The organism is Geodermatophilus sp. SYSU D00766, from assembly GCF_054049915.1.
The window spans coordinates 41,521-60,120 of record NZ_JBJGYI010000021.1 but is presented as its reverse complement, the minus strand read 5'-3'; the positions used below and the strand labels follow the sequence as shown (position 1 = coordinate 60,120).

Here is an 18,600-nt window from a genome sequence, read left to right as displayed (position 1 = left end):
GACGTCCTCCGACGACGGGATCCGTTGCCATGACCACCACGGAGCAGGACTTCACCCCGTCCGGACGGCCCACCGCCGCGGACGAGACCGCCCACCTGTGGCTGCACTTCTCCCGCATGGGCGCCTACCGCGACACCCCACCGCCGGTGATCGTCCGCGGCGAGGGCGCTCGGATCTTCGACGACCGCGGCCGCAGCTACCTCGACGGGCTGTCCGGGCTGTTCGTCGTCCAGGCCGGCCACGGGCGCCGGGTGCTGGCCGAGGCCGCCGCGCGGCAGGCCGAGCAGCTGGCGTTCTTCCCGCTGTGGTCCTACGCCCACCCGACGGCGATCGAGCTCTCCCGGCGGCTGGCCGCCGCCGCCCCCGGCGACCTGGACCGGGTCTTCTTCACCACCGGCGGCAGCGAGGCCGTGGAGACGGCGTGGAAGGTGGCCAAGCAGTACTTCAAGCTGACCGGCCGGCCGCAGAAGACCAAGGTGGTCAGCCGGGCGGTCGCCTACCACGGGACCACGCACGGGGCGCTGTCCATCACCGGCATCCCCGCGCTCAAGACGCCCTTCGAGCCGCTGGTCCCCGGCAGCATCCGGGTGCCCAACACCAACATCTACCGGGCGCCGCTGTTCGGCGACGACCCCGAGGCGTTCGGGCGGTGGGCGGCCGACCAGATCGAGCAGGCGATCCTCCTCGAGGGCCCCGACACCGTGGCGGCGGTGTTCCTCGAGCCGGTGCAGAACGCCGGCGGGTGCTTCCCGCCGCCGCCGGGCTACTTCGCGCGGGTCCGCGAGATCTGCGACCGGCACGACGTGCTGCTGGTCAGCGACGAGGTGATCTGCGCCTTCGGCCGGCTGGGCACCACCTTCGCCTGCGAGAAGGCCGGCTTCGTGCCGGACATGATCACCTGCGCCAAGGGCATGACCTCGGGCTACTCCCCGATCGGCGCGATGATCGCCTCCGGCCGCGTCGTCGAGCCCTTCCTCCGCGACACCGCGTCGCTCCCGCACGGCTACACCTTCGGCGGGCACCCGGTCAGCTGCGCGGTGGCCCTGGCCAACCTCGACCTGATGGAGGAGGAGCAGCTCGGGCAGCGGGTGCTCGCCTCCGAGGGTGCCTTCCGCGCCACGCTCGAGAAGCTGCTGGACCTGCCGATCGTCGGCGACGTCCGCGGCGACGGGTACTTCTACGGCATCGAGCTGGTCAAGGACAAGGCGACGAAGGAGACCTTCGACGCCGCGGAGTCCGAGCGGCTGCTGCGCGGGTTCCTCTCCGGCGCGCTGTTCGAGGCGGGCCTGTACTGCCGCGCCGACGACCGCGGCGACCCGGTGGTCCAGCTCGCGCCGCCGCTGATCTGCGGCCAGGCCGAGTTCGACGAGATGGAGCAGGTCCTCCGCAGCGTGCTCACCGAGGCCTGGGCCAAGCTCTGATCGCCGAGGCAATGGAAGCTCTCCGCACGTCCCGGGGCCCAGGACGTGCGGAGAGCTTCCTATGCCGCGTCTCCCCTCACGGGCACGCAGAGCACCGGGCGGTCGGACAGGTGCAGCAGCTTGTGCGACACCGACCCGAGGAAGGCGCCGCGCAGCGGGCTCTCCCCGCGGGTGCCGACGACGATGAACCGGCCGTCGTGCCGGTGCGCGGCCTCCACCAGCGCCTGGGCCGGCTTCTGGGACAGCACCTCGACCACCGTCGCGACGCCGGCCGCCCGCGCCTCCTCGACGGCGTGCGCCACCGCGGTGCGGCCGATCTCGGTGAGCGCGCGCTGGTGGGCCTGGAACTCCTCCCCCATCCCCCCGGGCGGCTCGACGCCGTACACGAGGACCAGCGGCTCCTCGAAGCGGGCGGCCAGCGAGATCGCCGTGGCCAGCGCCGGCCGCGACCCCGGCGACTCGTCGTAGCCCAGCACGATGCTCACCGCAGGTCCTCGTCGACGTCGATGCGCTCCCCGGCGATCCCGGGCCGCTCCTGCCAGTACCGGCCGTCCCGGGTCCGCCAGACGAACATCAGCACCAGACCGACGAGGAAGATCCCGACGCCGATCACCAGCGGCGGCCCCACGCCCAGCCACGCCTGGCCGGTGTAGGAGTTCGCCGGGTCGGCGAGATCGCGGATCGACAGCACCAGCAGCCAGACGAGCAGCCCCGCCCCCACCAGCGGGCCGAGCCCGATGAGCAGGAACGCCGACACGCTGCGGGTCAGCTGCCGGCGGTGGTAGACGGCGCAGGCGATGCCGGTGAGCGCGTAGTAGAAGGCGATCAGCAGCGACAGCGCGGTGATCGAGTCGAACAGCGCGTTCTCGCTGACCAGGCTCACCACGACGAACCAGACGCTGGCGATGACGCCGACCCACCAGGTGGAGACGTCGGGGGTGCGGTGGCGCGGCGAGATGTGCCCGAACCGGCGGGGCAGCGCGTGCCGCCGCGCCATGGACAGACCGGTGCGCGACGCCGGGAGGATCGTCGTCTGGGTCGACGCGATCGCCGCGGTGGCCACCGCCAGCAGGACCACCCAGTCCCAGCCGCCCATGACCTCGGTGGACAGCAGGGCGAAGATCGCCTCCTCCTCGTCGGCGTTGTCGGCGAGGTAGTCGGTGCCGGCGAAGGCGAGCACCGCGATCGCGACGGCGACGTAGGTGACCAGCAGGACGAGGGTGGACACGATCGCGGCGCGGCCGGGCGTGGAGGTGGAGTCGCGGGTCTCCTCGGTGAGGTTCACCGCCGACTCCCAGCCCCAGTAGGCGAACACGCCGAGCAGCAGCCCGCCGGAGAGCGCCGCGCCGCCCGCGCCGAAGGGGTTCAGCCAGCTCCAGCTGGGGTCCAGCCCGCCCAGCGGGCTGTCGCCGCTCACCCCGCGGTAGATCGCGACCGCGGCGAACACCAGCAGCGCGGCGGTCTGGGCGAGGATCAGCGCGTTCTGCAGCCGGGCCGACAGCTCGGTGCCGAGCACGCAGATCCAGGTCATCAGCAGGATCAGCGCGACGGTGAGCACGAGGACGACGGCGGTGTTCTCGGCCAGCGAGTCGAGGTTCAGCGTCCGGAGCGTGAAGACGACGCCGACGTTGGCCAGCGACCCGATGATCAGGACGCCGGTCATCGTGATGGCCCAGCCGCCGATCCACCCGGCCCACGGCCCCATGGCCCGGGTGACCCAGGAGAACGTCGTCCCGCAGTCGGGGTCGACCCGGTTGAGCGCGGCGAAGGCCGAGGCGATGAGCAGCATCGGCACGAAGGAGGCCAGCAGCACGCCGGGGGCGTGCACCCCGGTGAGGGCCACCAGTGCGCCGATGATGGCCGCCAGCGAGTAGGCCGGCGAGGTGGAGGCCAGGCCGATCACGAGGACGTCGAGGAACCCGATGGCGCCCGGGCGGAGGGTCGCCTCGTCCCCCGGGCGGACCGCGGGCTCGGCTGGATCCGGCTTCATGCGACGGTTATGGCAGCAGATGGCCCGTTGGACAAGGGTTCGGCGTTCGCAGACCTGTCCTCGCTGCGGAACTCGTCGCTAGGGTGGCCGCCTCCCGTGGAGGTGGACATGCGCATCCTGCTGGTCGGCGCCGGCGGTGTCGGCAGCGCGGTGACGGCCATCGCGGCGCGTCGCGACTTCGTGGAACGCCTCGTCGTCGCCGACTTCGACCCGGCCCGCGCCGAGAAGGCGGTGGCCGCGACCGGGGACCCCCGCCTCGTCGCCGCCCGGGTGGACGCCGCCGACGAGGACGCCGTCCGGGCCCTGCTCGCCGAGCACCGCTGCGACGTGCTGCTCAACGCGACCGACCCGCGGTTCGTCATGCCGCTGTTCCGCGCGTCGCTCGCGGCCGGCGTCGACTACCTCGACATGGCGATGTCGCTGTCGCGCCCGCACCCCGAGCGGCCGTACGAGCAGACCGGGGTCAAGCTCGGCGACGAGCAGTTCGCCCTCGCCGCCGAGTGGGAGGCGGCCGGGCGGCTGGCCCTCGTGGGCATGGGCGTGGAGCCCGGGCTGTCCGACGTGTTCGCCCGCTACGCCGCCGACCACCTGTTCACCGAGATCGACGAGCTCGGGGTGCGCGACGGGGCGGACCTGACCGTGCGGGGCCACGCGTTCGCGCCGTCGTTCAGCATCTGGACCACCATCGAGGAGTGCCTCAACCCGCCGGTCGTGTGGGAGCGGGACCGGGGCTGGTACACCACCGAGCCCTTCAGCGAGCCGGAGGTCTTCGACTTCCCCGAGGGCATCGGCCCGGTGGAGTGCGTCAACGTGGAGCACGAGGAGGTGCTCCTCATGCCGCGCTGGGTCGACGCCCGCCGGGTCACCTTCAAGTACGGCCTCGGCAGCGAGTTCATCGGCGTCCTCAAGGCGCTGCACACCACCGGCCTGGACTCCACGACGCCGGTCCGCGTCGGCGACGTCGAGGTCGCCCCGCGCGACCTGGTCGCCGCGGCGCTGCCCGACCCCGCCACGCTCGGTGAGCTGATGACCGGGCGGACCTGCGCGGGCCTCTGGGTGTCGGGCACGGGCACCGACGGGCGCCCGCGGCAGGTCTACCTGTACCACGTGGTGGACAACGCCTGGTCGATGGCCGAGTACGGGTCCCAGGCGGTGGTCTGGCAGACCGCCGTCAACCCCGTGGTCGCCCTCGAGCTGCTGGCCACGGGCCGGTGGCGGGGCAGCGGGGTGCTCGGCCCGGAGGCGTTCGACGCGGTGCCCTTCCTCGACCTGCTGACCGACTACGGCTCCCCCTGGGGGCTGCGCGAGGGCGGGTAGCCGCTCCGGGGGCCCGGCCTCCCTGAGGAGACCGGGCCCACGCCGCTCAGGCGAAGGCGGGCATGACCTCGTCGTGGATGAGCCGCAGCTGCTCGTCGACGGTGGCCACCCCGGCCAGCTCGCGGCCGGTGAACGCCTTGACCAGCGAGGCGTCGGTGATGGCGGCGATGAGGTGGTTGACCCCCGTCGGCTCGATCTCCTTGATCTTGGCCGTGACCTCCTCGGGCGTGCCGGAGAACGACAGCTTGTCGGCGATCTCCGGGCTGGTGAGCTCGATGCCCTTGGCGAGGTCCCCGCCGGCGATCGCGTCGATGATCGGCTTCAGGCTGTCGGGGTCCACGCCGTTGCGCTCGAGCTGCTCGGCGGGCATCGAGGAGGCGTAGATGCCCACCATGCTGCGGGCGGCGTCCTTGGCCGCGGCGGAGTCGCGGCCGACCGAGACGACCACCCACGCGCCGAAGTCCAGCGTCGTCCAGTCCTTGCCCGCCCGCTCGGCGCCGGCGCGCAGGTTCTCGGCGGCGTACTCGTAGGCCTCGCGGGTGTAGCTCAGCGCGTGGTGGCAGCCGTCGGAGTGCTCGGCGGCGGCCTGGAACGACTTGGGCCCGCGCATCGCGCCCATCTTCACCGGCAGGTGCTGCTGCACCGGGCGGGCGAAGGTGAACAGCCCGTCGTAGGAGAAGAACTCCCCGTCGAAGGTGATGGCGCCGTCGTCGAGGAAGGTGCGCATGACCTTGACGCCCTCGACGACCCGCGAGAGCGGCTTCGTCGTCTTCCAGTCCGTCCTGTACTGCGCGAGCAGGCCGAAGTTGCCGCTGGAGAGGACGACCTCCGCCCGCCCGCCGGTGAGCTCGTCGAGCGTCGCGGCGGCCTGGGCGATGAGCGTCGGCTCGCGCAGGGTGACCGCCGAGACGCTCGGGCCCATCCGGACGCGCGAGGTCCGCGCGGCCGCGGCCGCGAACAGCAGCCACAGGTCCTTGTGCCAGGTCTCGTCGGCGGCGTAGACGGCGTGGAAGCCGAGTTCGTCGGCGAGCTCGATCGCCCGCAGCGACTCCTCGAGCGGGTAGTCGGGCAGCATCGCGTAGCTGAACTTCATCGGATCTCCTCACTCACCGGGACACCGGCGTCCCGCCGGATCTGCTGGAGCTGTGCGGCCACCTCGCGGGCGTCGCCCTCGGGGACGTGTGCAGAGTGCCGGTCCGGCCGGGCGCCGAACAGGTACAGCAGCCCGGTGCCGGCGACGATCGCCAGGCCGATCGCGACGATCCAGCGGTCGAGGAAGGTCTCGGTGCCCGGCGCGGGCCTGATCAGCAGGACGATGGCGAAGACCCCGTAGGCCAGGGCGAGGACGTTGACCACCAGCCCGGCCGGGCCGAGGTTCCACACCCCCGCCGGGCGCCAGCCGCGCAGCCGCTGCCGCAGCGCGGCGAGCACCACGGCCTGGAAGGCGACGTAGATGCCGAGGACGGCGAACGCGGTGACGCGGGCCAGGGAGTCCGGCCGCCAGAAGACGAACAGGCAGATGAGCACCGGGACGACGCAGACGACCAGCAGCGCGTTGGTCGGGACGGAGTGCCGGCTGGAGACGTGCGAGAGCCAGCCGCTGGCCGGGAGCATGCGGTCGCGGGCGAAGGCGTAGAGCAGCCGGCTGCCGGCGGCCTGCAGCGACAGCACGCACGAGACGAAGGCGACCACGGTGACGACGAGGAAGACCTTTGAGCCGACGGTCCCCAGCGAGCTCTCCAGGATGGTGGGGATCGGGTCGACGTCCTCCCCGGCCATGATCGCCTGCAGCTGGGCGTCAGGGGCGGCCAGCACGTAGCCGGCGTAGGACAGGAAGCCCGAGACCCCGCCGACGAGGATGGTGAGGATCATCGCCCGCGGGATCCGGCGGGCCGGGTCGGCGACCTCCTCGGCGACGTCGCCGCAGGCCTCGAACCCGTAGAAGAGGAACAGCCCGGACAGCGCCGCGGCGAGGAAGGTGCCGAGGTACCCCTCGCCGCCGCCGGCGCCGAGGGTGTCGAAGAAGATCCCGAAGGGCTGCTCGCGGCGGAACAGCAGCAGGAACAGCCCCAGGGCGACGACGCCGACGAGCTCGGCGGCCAGCCCGATGCGGGCGATGCGGGCGAGGGTGCGGGTGCCGCTGTAGTTGACGCAGAAGGCGAGGACGAGCAGCCCCACCGCGGTGGCGAGGACGACGCCGGGGGTGGCGTCGACGCCGAGCAGCGCGGCGACGAACCCGCCGCCGAACTCGGCGACCGCGGTGACGGTCACGATGATCGCCCAGATGTAGACCCACGAGACGATCCAGGCGTAGCGCCGGTTCCACAGCCGCCGGGTCCACGGGTAGATGCCGCCGGCGAGCGGGTACTGCGAGACGACCTCGCCGAAGACCAGCGCGACCAGCAGCTGGCCGAACCCGACGATGACGATCCACCAGATCGCCGGCGGCCCCCCGATGGACAGGCTGTAGGCGAACAGCGAGTACACGCCGACCAGCGGCGACAGGTAGGTGAAGCCGAGGGCCATGTTGGCCCACAGGCCCATGCTCCGGTCGAACTCCCGGGAGTACCCGAGGGCGGCGAGCTGGGCGTCGTCGTCGGTCCGGCCGACGGGTCCTCCTGGTGCGGTCACCGGGCGGTCTCCTCGCGAGGGTGGGGGGCGCGCCGGCGCCGAGCCGGTGTGCCCCAGGCCACAGGGACCGCCGAAACCTATAGAGCCAGAGGTCACAGGACAAGAGTCGTCCCGCCTCCCTCCGGAGGCTCGTGCTCAGGCGGTGAGCAGGCTGCGGTCCTCGACCGGCACGAGCCGCCACGGGACGCCGGGGACGGCGGTGGCCGGGCCGGCGGCGATCCCGGCCGGGGGGACCAGCGCGCCGACCAGCCACCGCGGCGAGGTGGACAGGACGACGCGGTCCTCGTCGTTGAGGAGCAGGAACGGCGCCCCCGGGGCGAGCCGGCCCAGCAGGTGCGCCTCGAACCGGCCCACCGCGACGTCGGCCCCGGCCACCCCGACGAACTCGCCGTCGACGACGACCGGCTCGGTCAGCGTCAGCAGGTACCGCCCGGTGCCGTGGACGTCGACGTAGGGGCCGACGACGTGCCGCCGCCCGGTCCGGCGGGGGACGTCGAACCACTCGGCCGCCGTGTAGTCGTAGTAGCCGAGGCTGGTCGGCCGCAGGTCGGGCTCGAGCGTGCGCAGCCGGCCGCCGTCGGGGTCGAGCTGCCACCACTCCAGGTGCAGCGGCAGGCCGCGGTCGGGGCGCGGCGCGACGACCAGCCCGAGCCCGACGGCGAGCTGGCCGGGCCGGTGCAGCAGCTCGCGGACGTCGTCGTCGAGGACCGGCCGCCCGGACCGCAGCCCCTCGCGCGCGGCCGGCCGCAGCGCCGCGGCGTGCACCTCGGCGACCGTGGCGAAGACCCCCTCGACGACCTCGCCGACGATCCCGGCCACGGTCTCCGGCACGGCCCGGCGGCCGTCGCTCACGAGACCTCCCGGCGGTCGGCGGCCCCTTCGCCCCCGCGCAGCCGCAGCTCGATCGACCACCGCGTGCGGGTCTCCACGTGCTCCTCGGTGAGCGTGCGCGCCGTGGCCGGGTCGCGGGCCTCGATCGCGTCGAGCACCGCGCGGTGGCCGGCGACGATGCGGTCGAGCAGCGCGGGCGCGTGGGCCGGCGGCCAGGGCAGCTGCCCGAGCTCCAGGTGCAGGTCCATCTCCTGCATGGTCAGGCGCACCGACTGGGCGCAGGCGGCCAGCTCGACGTAGTAGCGGCCCTCGGCCCGGCGCTGCCCGGTCACCGTGTCGGCCCGCGCCAGCCGGTCGACGATGTCGCGCAGCCGGGCGATCTCGACCCGGGACGCCCGGGTCGCGGCGAGCCGGGCCGCGGCCGAGGCCACCGCGCCGTGCGCGTCGCCGAGCTCGCGCAGGTCCGTGGTGGCCAGCTCGGCCAGCCGGGCGTCGGCGAGCTCGCCGAGGACGTCGTCGCGGGCCTGCACGAAGCTGCCGCCGCCGCGGCCGCGGCGGGTGGCGACCAGCCCGAGCCCGCGCAGCTCGGCCAGCGCCTCGCGCAGCGTCATCGTCGAGACGTTGAGCATGGTGGCCAGCTCGGTCTCGGCCGGGAGCTGCTCGCCGTCGCCGAGCAGACCCAGGGCGATGGCGCTGCCCACCCGGCGCACGACCGCCTCGCTGCGCAGGGCGCCGTCGTCGAGGGGGGCGAAGACCGCGCGACGGGCGTCCCCGCTGAGCAGTTGCACGCTCGCCTCCTGTCACAGGTGGTCGCCCCAGTGTGACACCGGGGATCTGCAGTCTTAACCGTTGAATCCATAGGTTTTGGTGGCTAGCGTGGCGCACACCCCAGCCACCCTGTGACGAGGAGCACGCAGTGACACAGGTCGAGCCCGACCGGGCGACGGGGACGAGCCCCCGTGTCGACGCCCTCTCCGAGCCGTTCACCCCGGGCGCCCCGTCCAACCCGCCGGAGCTGGCGGACTACCCCGAGACGCTGGCCGGGCCGGTCCCCCCGCCGCGCCAGGACCCGAGGACGGCGGCCTTCGTCGAGCAGTGGCGCAACGCCTCGTACAACTGCTACTCCTCCGGCCACAAGTTCTGCCGCGAGGTCTGCCCGGTCACCCAGGTCGAGCGCAACGAGTCCTGGACCCCCACCGCGTTCCACGCCAACGTCGTCGCCATGGAGCGCGGCGAGCTCGACATCGAGGACGTCGCCGCCGACTACGTCAACTGCACCCAGTGCGGCGCGTGCGAGCTGCGGTGCCCGAACACGCTGTTCACCGGCGACTTCTACCGCTTCCGCACCCGCACCGTCGACGTCGTCAAGGCGGTGCGCTCGCTGGCCGTCGAGAGCGGCGTGCACCAGCCGAGCTGGCAGATCTGGAACGAGCGCACCGACCTGCGCACCCACGAGCCGGTGCTCGGCGAGACCCCGGTCAGCCAGGAGCGGGTGCGCGACTGGGCCGAGGGCCTCGACATCCCCATCGGCGGCGAGACGGTCCTGTTCGTCGACTGCGAGGCCGCCTTCTACCGGACTTCAGTGCCCCGCGCGGTGGCGCAGGTGCTGCAGCTGGCCGGCTACGAGTTCGGCCTCATGGGCGAGCAGTGGTGCTGCGGCGGCCCGGCCGCGGAGATGGGCTACGCCGAGCAGGCCAAGCGCTTCGCCCGGCACAACCTGGACAACTGGCGGGCCACCGGCACCAAGCGGCTGCTGGTGCTCGACCCGCACGACTACATCAGCTTCACCGAGGACTACCCGCGCTACTTCGGCGAGGAGTTCGACATCGAGGTCGTGCTGGTGATCGAGGTGTTCGCCCAGCTGCTGCGCGAGGGCCGACTGACGCCGTCGGTGCCGGTGGACCGGGCGATCACCTACCACGACCCGTGCCGGCTCAACAAGCGCAAGGGCATCTGGGCGGAGCCGCGCGAGCTGCTGCGCGCCATCCCGGGGCTGCGGTTCGAGGACGTCGACCGGGTCACCCAGTGGTCCTACTGCTCCGGCGGCGGCGGTGGCCTGCCGATCGAGAAGCCCGAGCTCACCGCGAAGATCAGCGCGCTGCGCCTGGAGCGGGCCGCCGAGCTCGACGTCGACACCCTGGTCAGCGCGTGCCCGTGGTCGGAGCGCCCGCTGTCGGAGGCCGGGGACGCGCAGGACATCGACGTCGTCGACCTGCACGAGCTGTTCGCCCAGTCCCTCGGCATCACCGTCGGCGGCTCCCGCGGCGACGTCGGCGACCGCCGGCTGGCCCAGGAGCGCACCGGCGTCCCCGGGCGGGCCCGGCGGGCCACGGGCACCTGCGCCGGCTCGGGCGGCGGGTGCGGCAACGTCGGCGGCTGCGGGTGCGGGGGGCACTGACCATGACGATCACCGAACCGGCCCCCTTCACCACCGAGCCGCTGAGCGACGACCGGCTCAACCAGCTCGTCGCCGCCCTGCGGCCGGTGCTGGCCGACGACCAGGTCCTGCTGGCCAAGACCGACCGCTGGAACCGCGCCCGGGTGCCGGCACCGTTCCCGGTGCACCGCTGGTCCGAGCGGGTCCCCGACGTCGTGGTCATGCCCACCTCCACCGAGCAGGTCGCCGCGGTGGTGCGGATCGCCAACGAGCTCAAGATCCCCGTCGTCCCCCGCGACGGCGGCACCGGGCTGACCGACGGCGCGGTCCCGCACCGGCGCGGCATCGTCGTCGACGTCAAGAAGATGAACCAGGTCCACGAGCTGGACCTGGTCAACCGGACCGTCACCGTCGGCACCGGCATCAACATGCTCAAGCTCAACGAGCGGCTGGCCCAGCACGGGCTGTTCTACCCCGACGACCCGGCGTCCTACCCGTGCTCGCTGGTCGGCGGCCGGATCGGCACCAGCGGCTGGTCGCTGATCGGCTCCCGCTACGGCCACACCCGCGACCTGGTGCTCAGCTTCGACCACGTGCTGCCCACCGGCGAGGTGCTGCACGTCGGCGACGGCATCGGCCGCAAGATCAGCAAGAGCTCCAGCGGCTACCAGCTCAAGCACCTGTTCATGGGCCACCAGGGCACCCTCGGCATCGCCACGAAGGCGACGCTCAAGCTCTTCCCCAAGCCCGAGGCCGAGCTCTCGCCGTTCTGGGCGTTCGACGACTACGACGCCGCGCACGCCTGCACCGGCGCGCTCGCCCGCGCCGGGGTGGCCACCTTCGCCGGCGCGGTGCTCTTCGACGAGCACAAGGTCGCCTACCTGCGGCGCGACGACGAGGCCTACATCCCGCAGCCGGCCGACGTCCGGGCGCTGGTCTGCGCGGTCATGTACGGCTACGAGGACGAGGTGCGCGCCGGCGGCAAGCGGCTGTTCCGCATCGCCAAGGAGCACGGCGCCCGCTACCTCGGCGACGAGATCTCCGAAGGCGACTGGGCCGCCCGCCACGACCGGTACGCCACCCCCCTGCACGGCCGCACCAAGGACGGCCAGGTCATCCCGATGTCGTGGCACTGCGAGGACGCCGCGGTGAACTTCTCCGCCGTCCCCGCGGTCAGCCGGGCCTGGCACGAGATCATGGCCGACCTGCGGCGGAAGACCGACGTCTTCGACGACTGGGGCATGTTCGCCTACACCTCCGGCGCCACCGGGGTCGACTACCTCACCGAGATCGACGTCGGCATCTGGGAGCAGCGCCTCGACGACGCCGCCTGGGCGGCGTGGGTGCAGGCCAAGCGCGACATCGCCGCGGTCGCGATCGCGCACGGCGGGTCGATGAGCGCCTGCCACGGCTCCTGCCGGGAGGGCGAGGTCGACCTGCTGCCCGAGGAGCTCGGCCGCGGGTTCGACGTGATGCTCGAGGTCAAGCGGGCGCTGGACCCCAACAACGTCATGAACCCGGGCAAGTACCTGCTCGACCGGGCGTACGGGAGGGACACCACCGATGAGAACCGATGAGCAGCCCGCCGGCCCGGGCGCGGCCGCGCCCTACCGCTTCGCCGAGCAGCACACCCCGCCGGCGCCGGTGCGCGCCAGCGAGGTGGCGCAGACGACCTTCGAGCACGTCTACGAGGTCGACCCGCGGCTGATGCAGGAGCACGTGCTGCAGCAGGTGTTCCCCAACTGGGACACGCTGCGGATCATGCGCAGCCGCCACGACCACCTGGCCTGGATGCACCGGCACTTCGCCTCCCGGGTCGTCACCGGGTCCGAGCTGCTCGCCGAGGTGGAGGCGGAGACGGGGAATCCGCAGGGATCGACCCCCGGCACTGGACCGATCAGCGGTCCGGTAGCACCATGACGACCGGATCAGCACAGACGTCGGACGAGAGGGACCTGGAGTGAGCGAGAAGCTCGAGCTGCGCAACGTCGTCGGCGGTGAGCACGTCGACACCGCCGACGGGCGCCGGATGGACCTGGTCGACCCCTCGACCGGCGAGGTGTTCGCCTCGGCCCCGGTGTCGGGCGCCGAGGACGTCGACCGCGCCTACCGGGTGGCCGCCGACGCCTTCGAGACCTGGCGCGACACCACCCCGTCGGAGCGGCAGCAGGCGCTGCTCAAGCTGGCCGACGCGGTGGAGGAGCACGCCGAGGAGCTGGTGGCGCTGGAGAGCCGCAACACCGGCAAGCCGATCGGGCTGACCGCCTCGGAGGAGATCCCCCCGATGGTCGACCAGATCCGCTTCTTCGCCGGCGCGGCCCGCACGCTGGAGGGCAAGGCCGCCGCGGAGTACATGAAGGGGCACACCAGCTTCGTCCGCCGCGAGCCGATCGGCGTCGTCGGGCAGGTGACGCCCTGGAACTACCCGATGATGATGGCGGTCTGGAAGATCGCCCCGGCGCTGGCGGCCGGCAACACCGTCGTCCTCAAGCCCAGCGACACCACGCCGGTCACCACCCTGCGGCTGGCCGAGCTGGCGGCGGAGATCCTGCCGCCGGGCGTGCTCAACGTCGTCTGCGGCGACCGCGACACCGGCCGGGCGCTGGTGGAGCACCGCACCCCGCAGCTGGTGGCGATCACCGGGTCGGTGCGCGCCGGCATGGAGGTCGCCGGCGCCGCGGCCCGCGACGTCAAGCGGGTGCACCTCGAGCTGGGCGGCAAGGCGCCGGTCGTCGTCTTCGACGACGCCGACCTCGAGGCGGCGGCCGAGGCGATCGCCGTCGCCGGGTACTTCAACGCCGGGCAGGACTGCACCGCCGCCTCCCGCGTGCTCGCCGGCCCCGGCATCCACGACGACTTCGTCGCGGCGCTGACCGAGCAGGCCCGCACCACCGCCACCACCTACGCCAAGGGCGCCGAGGACGAGGACGCCCTCGTGCCGCCGGTGAACAACGCCAACCAGCTGGCGCACGTCACCGGCTTCCTCGACCGCGCGCCCGACCACGCCCAGATCACCGCCGGCGGGCACCGGCAGGGCGACCGCGGCTTCTTCGTCGAGCCGACGGTCGTGGCCGGCCTGCGGCAGGACGACGAGATGGTGCAGCGCGAGGTCTTCGGCCCGGTGATCACCGTGCAGCGGTTCAGCGACGAGGACGAGGCGGTGCGCTGGGCCAACGGCGTGGAGCTGGGCCTGGCCTCCAGCGTGTGGACGAAGGACTTCGGCCGCGCGATGCGGATGAGCAAGCGGCTGGACTTCGGCTGCGTGTGGATCAACACCCACATCCCGCTGGTCGCCGAGATGCCGCACGGCGGGTTCAAGCACTCCGGGTACGGCAAGGACCTCTCGCTCTACGGCCTGGAGGACTACACCCGCGTCAAGCACGTCATGGCCAACATCGACTCCTGACCCGATCGGCGGCGGGGCCCGGTCCGCCCGGACCGGGCCCCGCCGTCGTCGTGTCCGGGCCGAGTGCGCACCTGCGGTCGACGACACGCGCGGACGCGCCGATACGCGCGACTGCGACTGCACACTCGCCGGGATCCACAGGCGCGGCGCCCGTCCACCGGTGCCCGCCGCCCCTACCCGGCGGACGCCGGCGAGGCGAGCGTCGGCGCGTGACCCGGCACCTGCTCCCACCCGTGTACACCGCCGCGGTGGCCGACCTGGCCGAGCTGACCCGCGCGGAGCGCGCGAGCGACGGCGTCCGGGTCACCCGCGGCGCCTACGTCTCGCGGTCGGTCGCGCTGACGACGGCGAGCGCCACCCGTGCCGCGCTTGCCGTCCTCCCCGAGGGCACGCTCGCCTCCCACCGCACCGCGGCCGTCCTGCTCGGGGCACCGCTGCGGGCGTCGTGGCCGCTGGAGTTCGCGGTGCCGCCGGGCGTGTACCGGGCCCGCCGGCAGCGCGTCCGCGTCCACGTGCGCGACCTGACCGCCCGGGACGAGGTCAGGGCCGCGGGGCTCCCGGTCACCAGCGGCCCGCAGACCTGGCTGGACCTGGCCGCCCGGCTCCCCGCCCCGGAGCTGGTCGCCGTCGGGGACGCCCTGTACCGGGCGGGGCACCTCGACGCCGTGACGCTCGCCGAGCGGCTGGCCCGGGCCGACGGCGTCCGTGGGGTGGTCCGGGCCCGGGAGTGCGCTCCCCTGCTGACGCCGCTGGCCGCCTCCCGGCCGGAGAGCCTGATCCGCTACTGGATCGTCGCCGGCGAGCTGCCCGCGCCCGTGCCGCAGCTCCCCGTCCTCGACCACCGGGGACGCACCGTGGCCCACGCCGACCTCGGGTACGGGGAGTGGCGGATCGCGCTGGAGTACGAGGGACGCCACCACGCTGAGCGCCGCCAGTTCCTGCGGGACCTCGACCGGTACTCCCTCGTGGCCGCGCTCGGCTGGCTGGTCCTGCGCTTCGGCGAGGACGACCTCGGCCGCCAGGACCGGGTGCTGTCGCGGGTGGCCGGAGCCCTGCGGAGCCGGGGCGCCCGGTGGTGACCGCTGGCCGAGTGCGCAGTCGTGGTCGACGACACGCGCGGACGCGCCGGCGACGGCGACCGCGACTGCGCACTCGGCCCGGCGACTCAGCGGCCCAGCACCTCGCCCAGCGCCGCCAGCACCAGCGTGACCCGGTCGGGGGCGGCGTTGGGCCCCATGAGCCCGATCCGCCAGACCGTGGCCGCGTAGGCGCCGACCCCGCCGCCGATCTCCAGGTCGTAGCGCTCCAGCAGCTCCTTGCGCACCGCCGCCGCGTCGACGCCGTCGGGCACCCGCACGGTGGTCAGCTCCGGCAGCCGGTGCCCCTCGGCGGCGAACAGCTCCAGGCCCATCTCCTGCAGGCCCTCGTGCAGCAGCCGCCCGGCCTCGGCGTGCCGCGCGTGCACCGCCTCGAGTCCCTCGTCGAGGACGCGGCCGAGCCCGGCGTGCAGCGAGACCACCATCCCGGTGGGCGCGGTGTGGTGGTAGGTGCGGCCACCGGAGCCCGCGGCCTCACCGGCGTAGCCGCCGAGCATGCCGAGGTCGAGGTACCAGCTCTGCGGCTTCTCGATCCGCCGCTCCCACGCCCGGTCGGAGATGGTGAACGGCGCGAGGCCCGGGGCGACGCCCAGGCACTTCTGCGTACCGGAGTAGGCCAGGTCCACGCCCCACTCGTCCAGCCGCACCGGGATGCCGCCGAGGGAGGTGACGCAGTCGGCCAGCAGCAGCGCGTCGCCCTTGCCGGCGGCCAGCGGCTCCAGGTCCGAGCGCACGCCGGTCGAGGTCTCGGCGTGCACCGCGGCGATCAGCTTCGGGGCGGGGTGCGCGGCGAGCACCCGCTCGGCGTCGACCGGCTGTCCCCACTCGTGCTCGACCGGCACCACCTCGGCGCCGCAGCGCGAGGCGACGTCGACCATCCGCTGGCCGAACAGGCCGTTGACCGCCACGACGACGACGTCGCCCGGGCCCACCGTGTTGACGAACGACGCCTCCATGCCCGCCGACCCGGTGGCCGACAGCGGCAGCGTGCGCCGGTTGGCGGTGCCGAACACCGTGCGCAGCCGCTCGGAGGTCTCGTCGAGAATGCCGAGGAACACCGGGTCGAGGTGCCCCAGCAGCGGCTGCCCGAGGGCGACGGTCGCCTCCGGGTAGGGGTTGGAGGGACCGGGACCGAGCAGGGTGCGGGCACGCAGCGGCATGCCCGCGACGCTACCGAGCCGAGGAGGAGCCCACATGACCACCGACGACGCGCCGGGGGCGCTGCGCCGCGACGAGGCCGCCGCGATGTGGCGGGAGTACGCCGCCACCCGCCCGGCGGGCAGCCCGCCCGAGGACGAGCCGCCCGTCGAGCGCTTCGGCGACGGCCGGGCGCTGGCCGACGAGCTCATCGCGCTCGTGCTCGCCGGCACCAAGCGGGCCACCGCCGGGCTGGTCGAGGACTTCGCCCGCGAGGGCGAGCCGCTCCCCCGCATCGGCGGGCACTGGATCGCCTGCGACGGCGAGGGCCGCCCGCGCGCGGTGCTGCGCTCGACCGAGCTGCGCGTGGGCCGGCTCGACAGCGTCGACGACGCCTTCGCCTGGGACGAGGGCGAGGGCGAGCGCACGCGCGAGGACTGGCTGGCCGGGCACCTGCGCTACTTCACCCGCACGCTCGCCGCTCTCGGCCGGGAGTGGGACGACGACCTGGAGGTGGTCTTCGAGCGCTTCGCCGTCGTCTGGCCGCCCGAGGTGGCCGACCGGGCCGGCTGAACCGGCCCGGCCGGGGACCTCAGCGGGTGGGGTCGCTCGGCCCCGGGGCGCCGGGCTGGCCGGGCAGCGCCGGCTCCTCGGCGGCGGCGTCGATCCCCGCCTCCTTGCGCTGCGCGTCGGTGATCGGCGTCGGGGCGCCGGTCAGCGGGTCGAAGCCGGCACCGGTCTTCGGGAAGGCGATGACCTCGCGGATGGAGTCGACGCCGGCGAGCAGCGCGGTGAGCCGGTCCCAGCCCAGCGCGGCACCGGCGTGCGGCGGCGGGCCGTAGGAGAAGGCCTCCAGGAAGAACCCGAACCGCTCCCGGGCCTCCTCGCGGGACATGCCGAGGGTCTCGAACACCCGCTCCTGCAGCTCGGGGTCGGCGATCCGGACCGAGCCGCTGGCCAGCTCGTTGCCGTTGACCACGAGGTCGTAGGCGTCGGAGAGGGCCGCGCCCTTGTCCTCGGCGAAGCGGTCCCGCCACTCCGGGGTGGGCGAGGTGAACGGGTGGTGCATGAAGGTCCAGTCGCCGTCCTCGGTCTGCTCGAACATCGGGAAGTCGACGACGAACAGGAACGACCACGACCCCGGCTCGACCAGCTCCAGCCGCTTGGCGATCTCGTTGCGCGCCGCGCCGAGCAGCTCCTGCGAGGACCGGCGCGGCCCGGCGGCGAAGAACACGCAGTCCCCGGGGCTCGCGCCCACGGCGGCCACGAGCCCCTCGCGCTCGCCGTCGGAGATGTTCTTGGCGACCGGCCCGCCGAGGGTGCCGTCCTCGGCGACGGTCACGTAGGCCAGGCCGCGGTAGCCGCGGGAGCGCGCCCAGTCCTGCCAGGCGTCGAAGGCGCGGCGGGGCTGCGAGCCGCCGCCGGGCATGACCACCGCACCGACGTAGGGCGCCTGGAACACCCGGAACGGGGTGTCGGCGAAGAACTCCGTCAGCTCGGTGAGCTCGATGCCGAACCGCAGGTCGGGCTTGTCCGACCCGAAGCGGTCCATGGCCTCGCGGTAGGTCATCCGCGGGATCGCGGGCACCTCGTACCCGGCCAGCTCGCGCCACAGCGCGCCGACGACGGACTCGACGACGGCCAGGACGTCGTCGCGCTCGACGAAGCTCATCTCGAGGTCGAGCTGGGTGAACTCCGGCTGCCGGTCGGCGCGGAAGTCCTCGTCCCGGAAGCAGCGGGCGATCTGGTAGTACCGCTCGAGCCCGCCGATCATCAGCAGCTGCTTGAACAGCTGCGGCGACTGCGGCAGGGCGTACCACTTGCCCGGCTGCAGCCGCACCGGGACGAGGAAGTCGCGGGCGCCCTCGGGCGTGGAGCGGGTGAGGTCGGGCGTCTCGACCTCGACGAAGCCGTGCTCGGCCATGACGCCGCGGGCGATCCGGTTGACCTCGCTGCGCAGCCGCAGGATCCGCGCCGGGCCCTGCCGGCGCAGGTCGAGGTAGCGGTACTTGTAGCGGACGTCGTCGGAGGCGGCCTGGTCGGTCTCGATCGGGAACGGCAGCGGCGCCGCCGGGGAGAGGACGCGCAGCCCGGCGGCCGCCACCTCGATCTCGCCCGTCGGCAGCTCGGGGTTCTCGTTGCCGGCCGGCCGCTGCCGCACCTCGCCGGTGACCAGCACGCAGAACTCGTTGCGGAGGGCGTGCGCCTCCTCCTCGCGGACGACGACCTGGACGTAGCCCGAGGCGTCGCGCAGGTCGACGAAGACGACGCCGCCGTGGTCGCGCCGGCGGGCCACCCAGCCGGCGAGGGTGACGGTGGAACCGGCGTCGGACGCGCGCAGCGTGCCGGCGTCGTGGGTGCGGAGCACTCGAGTGCCTCTCAGGGATCGGGGG

At 73.7% G+C, this 18,600-nt stretch carries 16 protein-coding genes; 8 read left to right on the top strand and 8 right to left on the bottom strand.

Annotated elements, in window-relative coordinates; translation table 11 throughout:
- Positions 1–29: 29 nt before the first annotated feature.
- Entirely contained in the window at positions 30–1,421 is a 1,392-nt protein-coding gene (locus ACI8AD_RS15850; RefSeq protein ID WP_456871477.1) for an aspartate aminotransferase family protein, read from the top strand.
- Between the two features lie 59 nt (positions 1,422–1,480).
- On the opposite strand, the gene ACI8AD_RS15845 is transcribed toward ACI8AD_RS15850, so the two are convergent.
- Positions 1,481–1,906 carry a universal stress protein gene (locus ACI8AD_RS15845; RefSeq protein WP_456871476.1) on the bottom strand — a complete coding sequence of 142 codons (426 nt, stop codon included), beginning with the start codon at positions 1,904–1,906 and terminating at the stop codon, positions 1,481–1,483.
- Complete coding sequence (locus ACI8AD_RS15840; RefSeq protein ID WP_456871475.1) at positions 1,903–3,411, bottom strand: APC family permease; 1,509 nt, start codon at positions 3,409–3,411, stop codon at positions 1,903–1,905. Before ACI8AD_RS15840 ends, ACI8AD_RS15845 begins: the two co-directional genes overlap by 4 nt.
- Before the next feature lie 108 nt (positions 3,412–3,519).
- Between ACI8AD_RS15840 and ACI8AD_RS15835 the strand changes: the two genes are divergently transcribed.
- A complete protein-coding gene (locus ACI8AD_RS15835; protein WP_456871474.1) occupies positions 3,520–4,728 on the top strand; it encodes a saccharopine dehydrogenase family protein in 1,209 nt (402 codons plus the stop codon).
- A gap of 46 nt (positions 4,729–4,774) precedes the next feature.
- On the opposite strand, the gene ACI8AD_RS15830 is transcribed toward ACI8AD_RS15835, so the two are convergent.
- The 4 genes from ACI8AD_RS15830 to ACI8AD_RS15815 all read right to left on the bottom strand — a co-directional run bounded on the left by ACI8AD_RS15830 (position 4,775) and on the right by ACI8AD_RS15815 (position 8,978).
- Positions 4,775–5,821 carry an LLM class flavin-dependent oxidoreductase gene (locus ACI8AD_RS15830; RefSeq protein ID WP_456871473.1) on the bottom strand — a complete coding sequence of 349 codons (1,047 nt, stop codon included), beginning with the start codon at positions 5,819–5,821 and terminating at the stop codon, positions 4,775–4,777.
- Complete coding sequence (locus ACI8AD_RS15825; protein ID WP_456871472.1) at positions 5,818–7,359, bottom strand: APC family permease; 1,542 nt, start codon at positions 7,357–7,359, stop codon at positions 5,818–5,820. The genes ACI8AD_RS15830 and ACI8AD_RS15825 overlap by 4 nt, the downstream gene beginning before the upstream one ends.
- A gap of 135 nt (positions 7,360–7,494) precedes the next feature.
- The gene (locus tag ACI8AD_RS15820; RefSeq protein ID WP_456871471.1) at positions 7,495–8,211 is read right to left on the bottom strand and encodes a cache domain-containing protein; all 717 of its coding nucleotides are present in this window, start codon (positions 8,209–8,211) and stop codon (positions 7,495–7,497) included.
- Positions 8,208–8,978 (bottom strand): FadR/GntR family transcriptional regulator, encoded by a 771-nt coding sequence (locus ACI8AD_RS15815; RefSeq protein ID WP_456871470.1) that lies wholly within the window; start codon positions 8,976–8,978, stop codon positions 8,208–8,210. Before ACI8AD_RS15815 ends, ACI8AD_RS15820 begins: the two co-directional genes overlap by 4 nt.
- Positions 8,979–9,106: 128 nt before the next feature.
- Here ACI8AD_RS15815 and ACI8AD_RS15810 point away from each other — a divergent pair, with 128 nt between their 5' ends.
- From ACI8AD_RS15810 to ACI8AD_RS15790, 5 genes are all read left to right on the top strand, one after another.
- Positions 9,107–10,588, top strand: coding sequence for a (Fe-S)-binding protein (locus ACI8AD_RS15810; RefSeq protein WP_456871469.1), 1,482 nt, complete (start codon positions 9,107–9,109; stop codon positions 10,586–10,588).
- Between the two features lie 2 nt (positions 10,589–10,590).
- Entirely contained in the window at positions 10,591–12,144 is a 1,554-nt protein-coding gene (locus ACI8AD_RS15805) for an FAD-binding oxidoreductase (RefSeq protein ID WP_456871468.1), read from the top strand.
- Entirely contained in the window at positions 12,131–12,487 is a 357-nt protein-coding gene (locus ACI8AD_RS15800) for a hypothetical protein (RefSeq protein ID WP_456871467.1), read from the top strand. Before ACI8AD_RS15805 ends, ACI8AD_RS15800 begins: the two co-directional genes overlap by 14 nt.
- Before the next feature lie 40 nt (positions 12,488–12,527).
- Entirely contained in the window at positions 12,528–13,973 is a 1,446-nt protein-coding gene (locus ACI8AD_RS15795) for a gamma-aminobutyraldehyde dehydrogenase (RefSeq protein ID WP_456871466.1), read from the top strand.
- Between the two features lie 209 nt (positions 13,974–14,182).
- Positions 14,183–15,052, top strand: a complete 870-nt coding sequence (locus ACI8AD_RS15790; RefSeq protein ID WP_456871465.1) for a DUF559 domain-containing protein — start codon at positions 14,183–14,185, stop codon at positions 15,050–15,052.
- Positions 15,053–15,138: 86 nt separating this feature from the next.
- Here ACI8AD_RS15790 and ACI8AD_RS15785 read toward each other — a convergent pair whose 3' ends face one another.
- On the bottom strand, positions 15,139–16,230 hold the full coding sequence (locus ACI8AD_RS15785; RefSeq protein ID WP_456871464.1) for a pyridoxal-phosphate-dependent aminotransferase family protein: 1,092 nt from the start codon (positions 16,228–16,230) through the stop codon (positions 15,139–15,141).
- Between the two features lie 34 nt (positions 16,231–16,264).
- Between ACI8AD_RS15785 and ACI8AD_RS15780 the strand changes: the two genes are divergently transcribed.
- Positions 16,265–16,780 (top strand): ASCH domain-containing protein, encoded by a 516-nt coding sequence (locus ACI8AD_RS15780; RefSeq protein ID WP_456871463.1) that lies wholly within the window; start codon positions 16,265–16,267, stop codon positions 16,778–16,780.
- Between the two features lie 19 nt (positions 16,781–16,799).
- Here ACI8AD_RS15780 and aspS read toward each other — a convergent pair whose 3' ends face one another.
- A complete protein-coding gene (aspS, locus tag ACI8AD_RS15775) occupies positions 16,800–18,575 on the bottom strand; it encodes an aspartate--tRNA ligase (RefSeq protein ID WP_456871462.1) in 1,776 nt (591 codons plus the stop codon).
- Positions 18,576–18,600: the final 25 nt, after the last annotated feature.

Excerpts from the sequence above, each read along its gene's own strand:
- ACI8AD_RS15805 (WP_456871468.1), top strand. The coding sequence starts at position 10,591 with ATGACGATCACCGAACCGGCCCCCTTCACCACCGAGCCGCTGAGCGAC.
- ACI8AD_RS15785 (WP_456871464.1), bottom strand. The coding sequence starts at position 16,230 with ATGCCGCTGCGTGCCCGCACCCTGCTCGGTCCCGGTCCCTCCAACCCC.
- ACI8AD_RS15835 (WP_456871474.1), top strand. The coding sequence starts at position 3,520 with ATGCGCATCCTGCTGGTCGGCGCCGGCGGTGTCGGCAGCGCGGTGACG.
- ACI8AD_RS15800 (WP_456871467.1), top strand. The coding sequence starts at position 12,131 with ATGAGAACCGATGAGCAGCCCGCCGGCCCGGGCGCGGCCGCGCCCTAC.
- ACI8AD_RS15850 (WP_456871477.1), top strand. The coding sequence starts at position 30 with ATGACCACCACGGAGCAGGACTTCACCCCGTCCGGACGGCCCACCGCC.
- ACI8AD_RS15780 (WP_456871463.1), top strand. The coding sequence starts at position 16,265 with ATGACCACCGACGACGCGCCGGGGGCGCTGCGCCGCGACGAGGCCGCC.
- ACI8AD_RS15830 (WP_456871473.1), bottom strand. The coding sequence starts at position 5,821 with ATGAAGTTCAGCTACGCGATGCTGCCCGACTACCCGCTCGAGGAGTCG.
- ACI8AD_RS15840 (WP_456871475.1), bottom strand. The coding sequence starts at position 3,411 with ATGAAGCCGGATCCAGCCGAGCCCGCGGTCCGCCCGGGGGACGAGGCG.